General features: G+C 45.5%; 8 protein-coding genes. 3 read left to right on the forward strand and 5 right to left on the reverse strand.

Annotated elements, in window-relative coordinates; all coding sequences use genetic code 11:
- Positions 1-168 precede the first annotated feature (168 nt).
- On the reverse strand, positions 169-2,928 hold the full coding sequence (locus ACRBG0_RS14620; RefSeq protein WP_431487610.1) for a M16 family metallopeptidase: 2,760 nt from the start codon (positions 2,926-2,928) through the stop codon (positions 169-171).
- Between the two features lie 184 nt (positions 2,929-3,112).
- The gene (locus ACRBG0_RS14625; RefSeq protein WP_431487611.1) at positions 3,113-3,946 is read right to left on the reverse strand and encodes a queuosine precursor transporter; all 834 of its coding nucleotides are present in this window, start codon (positions 3,944-3,946) and stop codon (positions 3,113-3,115) included.
- 137 nt (positions 3,947-4,083) lie between these two features.
- Here ACRBG0_RS14625 and ACRBG0_RS14630 point away from each other — a divergent pair, with 137 nt between their 5' ends.
- Complete coding sequence (locus tag ACRBG0_RS14630; RefSeq protein ID WP_431487612.1) at positions 4,084-4,989, forward strand: hypothetical protein; 906 nt, start codon at positions 4,084-4,086, stop codon at positions 4,987-4,989.
- 191 nt (positions 4,990-5,180) lie between these two features.
- On the opposite strand, the gene ACRBG0_RS14635 is transcribed toward ACRBG0_RS14630, so the two are convergent.
- Positions 5,181-6,086, reverse strand: coding sequence for a carbon-nitrogen hydrolase family protein (locus ACRBG0_RS14635; RefSeq protein ID WP_431487613.1), 906 nt, complete (start codon positions 6,084-6,086; stop codon positions 5,181-5,183).
- Positions 6,087-6,089: 3 nt separating this feature from the next.
- Here ACRBG0_RS14635 and ACRBG0_RS14640 point away from each other — a divergent pair, with 3 nt between their 5' ends.
- Entirely contained in the window at positions 6,090-6,710 is a 621-nt protein-coding gene (locus ACRBG0_RS14640) for an L-threonylcarbamoyladenylate synthase (RefSeq protein ID WP_431487614.1), read from the forward strand.
- A 22-nt stretch (positions 6,711-6,732) separates the two neighbouring features.
- Complete coding sequence (locus tag ACRBG0_RS14645) at positions 6,733-7,497, forward strand: SDR family NAD(P)-dependent oxidoreductase (RefSeq protein WP_431487615.1); 765 nt, start codon at positions 6,733-6,735, stop codon at positions 7,495-7,497.
- A gap of 123 nt (positions 7,498-7,620) precedes the next feature.
- Here ACRBG0_RS14645 and ACRBG0_RS14650 read toward each other — a convergent pair whose 3' ends face one another.
- Together ACRBG0_RS14650 and ACRBG0_RS14655 are read right to left on the reverse strand one after the other, a co-directional pair.
- Positions 7,621-8,310 (reverse strand): DNA alkylation repair protein, encoded by a 690-nt coding sequence (locus ACRBG0_RS14650; RefSeq protein ID WP_431487616.1) that lies wholly within the window; start codon positions 8,308-8,310, stop codon positions 7,621-7,623.
- 26 nt (positions 8,311-8,336) lie between these two features.
- Positions 8,337-9,488: a hypothetical protein gene (locus ACRBG0_RS14655; RefSeq protein WP_431487617.1), complete on the reverse strand. Its 1,152-nt coding sequence runs from the start codon at positions 9,486-9,488 to the stop codon at positions 8,337-8,339.
- Positions 9,489-9,829: the final 341 nt, after the last annotated feature.

Below are 9,829 nucleotides of genomic sequence, written 5' to 3' on the forward strand. Positions count from 1 at the left end.
GCCTACGCTTTTCCAACCAAACGATTTCATCTAGCTCCCACTTTTTTGTCTACAATAAAAAAACCTGTAATCAATCACTTGATTACAGGTTTTTTATAGAAAAGTTGGTACAACCTCGAATTTAGGGTAATCAAAATACCCTATACTAAGTACCCAGTACCCTAAAAATTAGGGCTTAACCTCACGCGATTTAGCAAAGTCACCAGCCTTGATCACAACCATCTTTTCAGGGTCGAGGTATTTCTGCATCGCTGCATTGATCTCCTCGATGCTTAGGGCCATAACCTTTGCTTCCAACTCAGCATCCCATTCCATGTTGCGCTTAAGGAAAAGATTCTCGTTCAAGGCTCCAGCTAGGGAACCGTCCTGGGCACGAGTTACTTGCTGCTTTTGCATCCAACCGCTCTTAGCTGCTACCAGCTCTTCGTCGTTGTAACCATCCGCTAATACTTTCTCGATTTCTTCGAAGAAAGCTTTTTCTACTGCACTTACATTCTCAGGTGCAAAGAAAGCGTAGCCACCTAGCGTAGCCGTTTCATCATTATCATCTGCATTGAAGAAAGAACCTACACCATAGCTAAGACCATCCTGCTGACGGATACGGTCTGCCAAGCGAGACTTCAACGCACCACCACCAAGCATATAGTTACCCATAAGTACCGCAGGATAATCAGGGTGAGAAGTGCTGATAGGCATTGTTTGTCCAGCAAGGAACCAAGCATTGGCTTTATCTGGTGTTTCAAATTCTACATTCTGCTTTTCTGGCTGGTAGAACTCATCTTTCAGGCGCTCGTAGTTGCCTGGGCTTTCCCAATTAGCGAAGTTTTCTTCAAGGGCTTGTGTGACAGCAGCTTCATCGAAGTCACCTACAACAGCGATCGTTGCATCAGAGGCGCCGTAGAAATCATTGTAGAATGCCTTTACTTCGTCAAGAGTAAGCGCATTGATCGCCGCTACTTCTTCGTCAAAAGTCATCGTATAGCGTGGATCAGATTTGCTGTGATTAGACATTCTGCGATTCAATTCTGTGATCGCAATAGCTTGTGGCTCAGAACGATTTTGTTCTAAAGAAGCCAATTCTTCTTGCTTGATGGTCTCGAATTCTTCTGCAGGGAAGGTAGGCTCTTGCAGCATTTCGCTTACCAGGGCAATCACGGCAGGAAGCTGGTCGCGCTCTGTTTCGATAATTGCGTAAGCGCCTTCTGCGCCTCCACCAATTCTAACCGATGCTTTCAATTCTACCAACTTATCTTCCAGCTCTTGGCGAGTCATAGAAGTGGTGCCCTTGTTCAACATCATACCTGCAAAAGAAGCTGCCATTTGCTTGTTCTCCAAGCTTTTCAGCGTACCATAACGCAAGGACAAGCGTGCACGTACCGCATCTGCCCGAGTTTCTTTAGACAAGAAAGCGTATTCCAGTGAATTCTTAAACTCGCCTGTTTTTGTTCTGGAGTCGATGTTTTCATAGGTAGCTTCAAAGACTTCACCTTCTGAAGCCAATGCACGACCTTCATAGCCATCAACCATTGCACTGATGTTGGGAACATCAGGAATGTCTGCCCGTTCTGGCTTATCTGTTGGAATAAAACGACCTACCGTACGGTTGCTAGGCAAAAGGTACTTACCCGCTACAGCTGCAACTTGGTCAACGTCTACCTGTTCCAGGCGATCACGGTAAATAAACCCAAGGCGCCAGTCACCTTGTGCGATGTATTCACTGATCAAAGTACCTACGCGTGCGCTTTCCCGCATCCGCAAGTTGAAATCTTTAAGCAGCTTATTTTTAGCACGCTCAACTTCCTCTGCTGAAGGAGGATTGTCTTTTACCGCATCAAGGGTAGAAAGCATGGCCATTTTGGCTTCGTCCAAGTCCTTGTCTTTTAAAACATCGGCATTGAAATAAGCAAAGCCAGGTTCTGCCAATTCAGCAGCCCAACCCCATTGGCTTGAAGCTTTCCCGCTTTCAACCAATGCTTTGTACAAGCGACCACTAGGCTCACTGGTCAACAGTTCTACCAATACATCCACAGCTGGATAATCCTGGTGGCTACCCGGAGGAATGTGGTAAGCGGCACTTACCGCCTGGATATCCCCTACCCGCTTCAAGTCAGCATAACGCTCACCATCCTGGATTGGCTCACGGGTGTAAGTAGGAATAAGCTCTCTGTCAGGAGAAGGAATCTGCCCGAAAGTCTCCATGATCATTGTCATGGTTTTTGCCGGATCAAATTTACCTGCAACAATCAGATAAGCATTATCAGGCTGATAGTACTTGCGGTAAAACCCTTGTAGGCGTTCGATAGGTACATTCTCAAGGTCAGCACGGGCACCGATGGTTGATTTACCATAATTGTGCCAGAGGTAAGAAGTAGACAGAACGCGCTCCATCAAAATTCCAGTCGGGCTATTTTCACCCATCTCAAATTCGTTACGAACAACGGTCATCTCACTTTTTAGGTCTTCACCAGAAATGTAAGAATTCACCATACGGTCTGATTCCATCTCTAAAGCCCAGCGAAGATTTTCATCATTAGCGCTCACTGTTTCGAAGTAGTTGGTACGGTCGTACCAGGTGGTTCCGTTAAAGCGAGCACCACGTTCGTTGAGTTCCTTGGGGATATCTTCGTGGTTAGGTGTGCCTTTAAACACCAAATGCTCCAGTAAGTGAGCCATGCCGGTCTCACCATAAGCTTCGTGGCGAGATCCTACCAAGTAAGTTACGTTTACGGTAACTGTTGGTTTTGAGTTGTCAGGAAAGAGCAGAATTCGTAGTCCGTTGGCCTCAATTTGGTATTCGGTAATGCCTTCAACAGAGGCTAATTTTGTAACACCATCAGGCATTGCACCATCCTGAGCATGTAGGGTGGTAAACAGATTACAAACCAGAGCAACTAAAAGTAGCGCCCCTAGTCGAGAAATCACATTCATTGTGTATATAACTTGGTTAAACAATTGTTTCCAAAAGTACAATTAAAAGACACACCATACCACTATTTGGTTTAGCTATCGCGTAAGATGCTGTACAAAGGTTCTGAATTGATGCGATTTGTGTAATCAGGGATAAAGAAAAATTTGCAGCGAGGTGTGTAACTAGTTTTTTTCACAAACTCCCTTAATTCCAACTTGTTGCCTGAAGTTTCATTTTTGCAGCAAGCTCAGCCCCCAAGTATTTGTCAATTACGGCATGAGCCCAGTACAATGCGGGGGTCAAAACAACGGCCATCATAAATTTATACGTGTATTGTACTGTAGCTACAGCGAGTAGTTGCCCCCAGCTCCAAGGTTCAAATTGCCCGGTGATAGCAGGGCCCCATTTGAAGGCTATAATCAACACGACAAATGTATCTACCAACTGAGAAATAACCGTAGAACCTGTTGCGCGCAACCATATTTTCTGCTCTCCTGTAGCTTTTTTTATACGGTGAAAACTCACTACATCCGTCAGCTGTGCTAATAAAAAAGCGGAAAGTGAAGCGACGATAATCAACAAGCCTTGCCCAAAGACCGCCCCAAATGCCTTTTGCATATCTGGCACGCCGGCACTTTGGTATTGGGTCTGCCACCAATCAGCGGGGGCAAGCCATATCGCCGCAAAAATCATAAGGAAAGCATAGGTAATAAGCCCGGCCGTGAGTATGGTCAACAGCCGAATACCTCTCTTTCCATAATACTCATTGATGATATCTGTCATGATAAAAACAACCGGCCAGAGAAGGACGCCTGCCGAGAATTGCAAAGCTCCCTCCTGTCCAAAAAGGTTGAAGTTGAAAGGCTCCCAACCAAAAGTGTCTTCAAGTGCAAATATTTTAACGCCGATAAATTCGGCAACCAAGGTGTTAGCCACAAAAAAGCCTGCAAGAATAATAAACAGTAAGGTCGGGCGATGGGCTCCTACATTAGCATAAGCGATATCCTCATTAGAAGTGCCTTCGTTTTCAGTCGTCATTGACATATTATTTTGATTCTCTATTGTTTTTTGTGGTCAACCTCGTGTAAAATAGTATTTTTCCACATTAGTTCAGCTAGGCACCCCCTCAGCTACTCTTAGAATAACGAAATGCATTTAGCCTTAAACTTGCTCTGATGTCCATAAAAAACGCACTTTTGCCACTTTTGGCTTTCCTCTCTTTTTACAGCATGAATGCACAGACTATCATTAGTCATCAACTACGCGTTGCTGACTCCACTCAAGTGCACGCTCTATTCACCCTGGATGGGCACCAGTTTTTTGGCCTTACTCAATATATCCATGATGACACCATAGGGTTTCAAATTCGCAATCTTTCAACAATAAAGACTTTTTTGCTGTCTGAAGTTAGTTTTATTGGTCTGGCAACAGAATCTTTTAGTAGCCTAGACAAACCAAAAACCATTGAGCCTATCGATGATGAAGAATGGATAAGGGAAAAATATCCAATGCCGCTCAACCAGCTCCTTTATTCCGCTACGGCTATTCCTTACGCCAGTAAAGGCACTTACCGCAATACCATGATTTTAATCAATCAGGTAGATGCCAAAATCAACAAGAACTTTAGCTTTAGTGGCGGAACACTTGTTCCTGCGTTACTGATGGGTCGTTTGCAGGCTCATGCATCGGCTTCCGATATGCTGCACATTGGGCTCGCAGTGCAGCAATACGTAATCCTCTGGGACGAACAGTCGGCTACTCACCCTTATGCAATGGTCACGGTAGGCCAACGAGATCGCTATCTTAACTTTACAATGGGCTACTGGATAGATATGTACGGGTTTACTGAACGCAACGACCACTATCCAATGGTCACCCTGGGGGGATCATTCGAATTTGCCCCAGATTGGCGATTCTTTGTAGAAGGCGCAGCTGTTTTCCAAACTTACGATAACCTCATGCTACCTTCCTTTAACTTCTCTAACAGGCGGCGGAAAAGTGTTCTGGAGTTTGGCGTCCTTGCTATTCCTAGTTCTGATTTCCCACTACTGCCATTACTTTCGTATCAAAGAATATTTTAAAACATTGGGCAGCTGTCTGTGCCTGGCGGCTCGCCATCGCGCTATCCGCTCTTTCCGCACCCGCTTTGGGCGGGAATGCGGAACCGCTGCTATCGCTGCTGCTGCTCCTCCGTCCGCCGTGCTTCGCTATTCGCTACGCACCTTAGTATTGCGCAGAAAATAAACTGCGCTTTTTATTTTCGTGCTGTTCCTTAGTGCATTGATCTGACTTTAAAATCAAATACATCGGGCCTATTGTAATGCCCTACCGCGCTGAAATCATACCGACTCTGGATGACTTCATCCAGGTCAACAGTAGTGGTTAAAACACCTTCCTCGTCCCAAAGCGGGCCTACTATCACCTCGCCTAAAGGGGACACAATAACACTCCCGCCACGGCAACAATCTTCTTCTACCTGCGCCAGTTTCTGCCACTCATTTGGATAGTCAGATTTTCTAAAATACTGATTAGCCCCTAATACAAAACAGCGGCTTTCTTGAGCAATATGCTGCAAAATAGGCAACCAGGTAGTTCGCGCATCAGCAGTAGGTGCCAGATAAATTTGAATTCCTTGCTGATAGAGCGCCATTCTAGCCAAAGGCATCAGATTCTCCCAGCAAATCAAACCTCCTATTTTGCCCAAAACGGTAGGGTACACTTCCAGGTCAGTAGCGCCGCCTTCTCCCCAAATCAAACGTTCACTACCGGTTGGTTTCAGCTTTCGGTGGCAGCCCATAAAACCATCCGTAGGCGAAAAGTAAAGCAAACTACAGTAAAGGGTGCTAGCCTGCTCGTCACGCTCGGTTACGCCCATCACGATAAACATCTCGTGCTTGTGCGCCATAGCAGCCAATCGCTCACAATGACGATCGCTAACCGCTATGCTATTGTCCCAATAGGCTTGCCAGGTCTTCCTTCCTTCTTCGGTCCGACGCCCTACGACAGCCCCAAAATCAAACCCACGAGGATAACCAGGGAGGTAAGACTCCGGAAAAAGTAAGAGACTGACCCCTTCAGCAGCCTGTTCTGCTACTATTGCTTCAGTTTTTTCGAGTGTCGCTTCTAAATCAAAAAAAACGGGCGTACTTTGCACCACTCCTACTTTAAACCTCTTCATGTTATGTTGCTTGAAATTCATCCAGACAATCCCTCAGAACGCAAAATACGGCAGGTTGTCGACGTATTAGAAAAGGATGGGGTAATAATTTATCCTACTGATACTGTTTACGCCTTGGGCTGTGACCTTTTTAGTAAAAAAGGGTTGGAGAAAATCGCGCGCATCCGAGGAGTCAATCCTAGTAAAGCACGCTTTTCGTTCATTTGCGAAAATTTCAGTCAGCTTGCAGAATACGCTGCACAAATTGACAATGAGGTGTTTCGTCTCATGAAACAACTCTTACCAGGGCCCTATACTTTCATTCTGAAAGCCAGCCATCAAGTGCCAAAAATCATTCAAGGCCGCCGTGCAAGTATTGGTGTCCGGGTTCCTGATAATAATATTCCATTAGAGATCGTCCGCATGCTTGGCAGGCCCATTATCACCGCTTCCTTGAAAACAGATGCAGAAGAAGATGTTCTCGAATACCTCACCGACACCTACGATATTGAAGAGCGCTTTGGCAAGCTAGTTGATATTATTATCGATGGCGGAGCAGGAGGCAACGAAGGATCAACGGTCATTGATTGCACGACCAGCCCACCAGAGCTAATCAGAGCAGGAGCTGGCCCAATTGATCTTTAGTCTTTTCCCTTAACAATAAAGAATGACGCACAATTACCAGGGTAAGAAAGTACTAATTACCGGCAGCTCCCGGGGCATCGGTAGAGCCACCGCTCAATTATTCGCCCAGGCAGGTGCTCAGATCGTTATTCATTACCATCAAAATGAGGCAGCTGCTCAAGAGGCATTGTCTTCGCTAACAGGGGAAGGGCACCACGTTCTACAAGCCGATTTGGCGGTAGCGTCCTCCGTTCGAAACTTAGTAAAAGCAGCACACGCCCAGTTAAATGGCTTAGATATCCTGGTCAATAATGCAGGAGTCTTCCTCCCCCACCCTTTTGAATCTACGCCTTACGAAGAATGGCTAGCTACTTGGCAACGTACGATCAACACCAACCTCACTGGCGCAGCAGTAGCAGCCTATACGGCCGCAGAATTCATGAAGTCACAAAGTGCAGGTAAGATTATCAATGTAGGTAGCCGAGGCGCTTTTCGAGGCGAGGCCGGTCAACCTGGTTATGGAGCCAGCAAAGCGGCCTTACACGCGATGGGGCAAAGTTTGGCGCAAGCCTTAGGCCCTCATGGTATTACGGTACACAATGTAGCCCCTGGTTTTGTAGAAACCGCCATGGCGAGGCCACATTTACAAGGAGAAGCCGGGGAGGCCGTTAAACGACAAAGTCCATTAAACAGAGTAGCGACTGTGATGGATATTGCCCAGGCAATCCTGTACCTGGCAAGCCCGGAGGCTGCATTTACGACGGGCTGTATACTCGACATCAATGGTGCTTCTTATTTACGGACTTAGTTGAACTTAGGAAAGGGCAAGCGAAATTGTTATTTGACATACAGTGATCTTACCCATTTGTATAAATACATTCACGCATTTACACAACCGGTCGCGACTGGTTAGAGACAAGCCCAATTGCCGCTATCCATCATTCTTATTCAAAATCTTCAAGCCCTCCCTCACCGTAAGTGGAGGCAAAACATGTTGATCAATAAACTCACCGACAGCCCGCGGAGCTGTTTTTGAATACTGCCGCAATGCCCAGCCGGCGCCTTTCTGTACAAAAAACTCCTTGCTGTCTGCCCGACTGAGGATATAATCGAACAAAAGGGTTTCATTGGTCTTCTCCTTGGCGTGGAGCTGAAAAATAATGGCAGAGCGCTGCAACCAAATATTATCAGAATTGATCCAGCGCTCGGTGACCTCGCGCGTAAGCTTTTCGTTCTTCAGCATGATGGACGCTGCCAAATGAGGAGCCAACCAGTCGACGGTATCCCACCAGGAAGTCGTAAGAATCAACGTTTCAATGAGCGGTAGCATCGTTTCCGGCAGTTTCTTTTTAACCGGAATCAAGATGTCTCCCAACATGTATTGAAGTTCTCGAGGGGTGTTTTCGGCAAAACAGAATTTGGCCAGGTACTCCCAGTCTTTTTCTACTGGCCGGCCAAATTCTTTTAACATCTCACGAACGATGTTTTTCCTGACAGGTGCTTTTACCCCTAAAAAAGTAAACTGATTGCGCATATAGGCAGTCATTTGCTCCGCACGATCTGAGTCGACAACCACATGAAGGCGTTCAAGAAGCAGTTGACAAAATGCATCAATATCCATATCAATCACGTTGTTTAGATGGCTGTTTACTTCCAGAATTCCCACCACTTTTTAGTTGAGCTGGGGGATGTTTTTCGTTCAACCACAGGTTTAGCTACTGGCGCACTAGGCTGGGGTGCCGTCTTAGGCGTTTGGTTCCTCCTCGTAGGTACATCGGTGCTATACTGATCATACATCTCAATAAGAAACGTCATTTTAGTAAGTGCATCAATATTGGTACGGGCGTTGGGGATAGAAGCCAAACGATAAAACTCATTGTCCAGATCTTGCAGTGTGAATTCAATATATGGATTGTCCTTCGACAACATTTTGTCTTCACGCAATGGCATTACCTGCTCCTTTTCTTTCTTGAAAGAAATCGCTTTTACATTAGCGATCACTTGTGCATAATCTTCTTCTGTGAGCGGTTCAACTACGTGCTGCAACTCATCAATAAGTGTGAATTTATCTGTAGCAATTTTATATATTTCACTATAAGCCAACTCGAAATTTTCTTCACCGTGGCGGAAACTCACAACATCTGACTGCGCAAGAAATTGGCTCCCAAAAGGGTAAAAGACCAAAACGCGTTTTTCCTTTTTCGTTTCCTTATCTGTCACCACAATATGGCCGGGGATAGCATATTTGTTGAAATCAAAGAACTGCGTACCAGCGATATGATCAACCAAAGAGCGGTACAAACTCTCATCTGTAGTCGGATCTAGGTGCTTATAAACTTTTGGCCCAACGCTGTAATTCATAAAACAGCCATTCATCGTAAGTACGTGTTGCTCTCCGCCTACTTTTTCTCGGAACATCGAAACACCTAGCAGTTTCATAGTGTCTATCCACTCCTCGTTAAATTTAGCCAAAAATGCAGCAGGTGACATCGGCCCTTCCTCATCTTCAGGATGCACCGTACTATTGGTTAATTCAGCAATAGCTGCCGCTGTAGCAATCCCTAATCGAAAATCTGTTTCGCTGGCGATAATGTTTAAACCCACAGAATAGGCATCGTCAGTATACTGAAGACTCACACCTCGGGTAGACTTGTCTTTGACATACAAACGGGTAGATTGTATCTCTTTGGGGTCCGTAATTTCCGCATTTACATACTTGGCATCCGGCTGAGCCAATTGATTGGTAAGAGATTCGTAGCTAACAACCTGAGACGCAGGTATCGAAAAATAATAACTCATGAGAACAGCGTATTTTTTAGTGTATACTTTTATTGTTTGTTATTCTATTGACTTTATCCTGAAAAGGTAACAGCGGTTTCCTTTTGTATAATACTTCCTCTTCCCCACAAGTTCCGCTTTTTCCTTGAAAGACAATCATGAATTCACTACAAATTGTATTAGTTTTTATAAATTCCATACTTTCGCGTATCAAACTATTTAATTCTCTTTCTCTATGAAGCCATTAGCTGAGCGCATGCGCCCCCGACAATTGGAGGACTACGTAGGGCAAGACCACCTGGTAGCCCCTGGAGCTGTTTTAGAACGTGCGATTCGGTCGGGGCGCCTGCCTTCATTTATTC

Origin of the sequence: Lewinella sp. (assembly GCF_050633125.1) — a bacterium.
GTDB lineage: Bacteria > Bacteroidota > Bacteroidia > Chitinophagales > Saprospiraceae > Lewinella.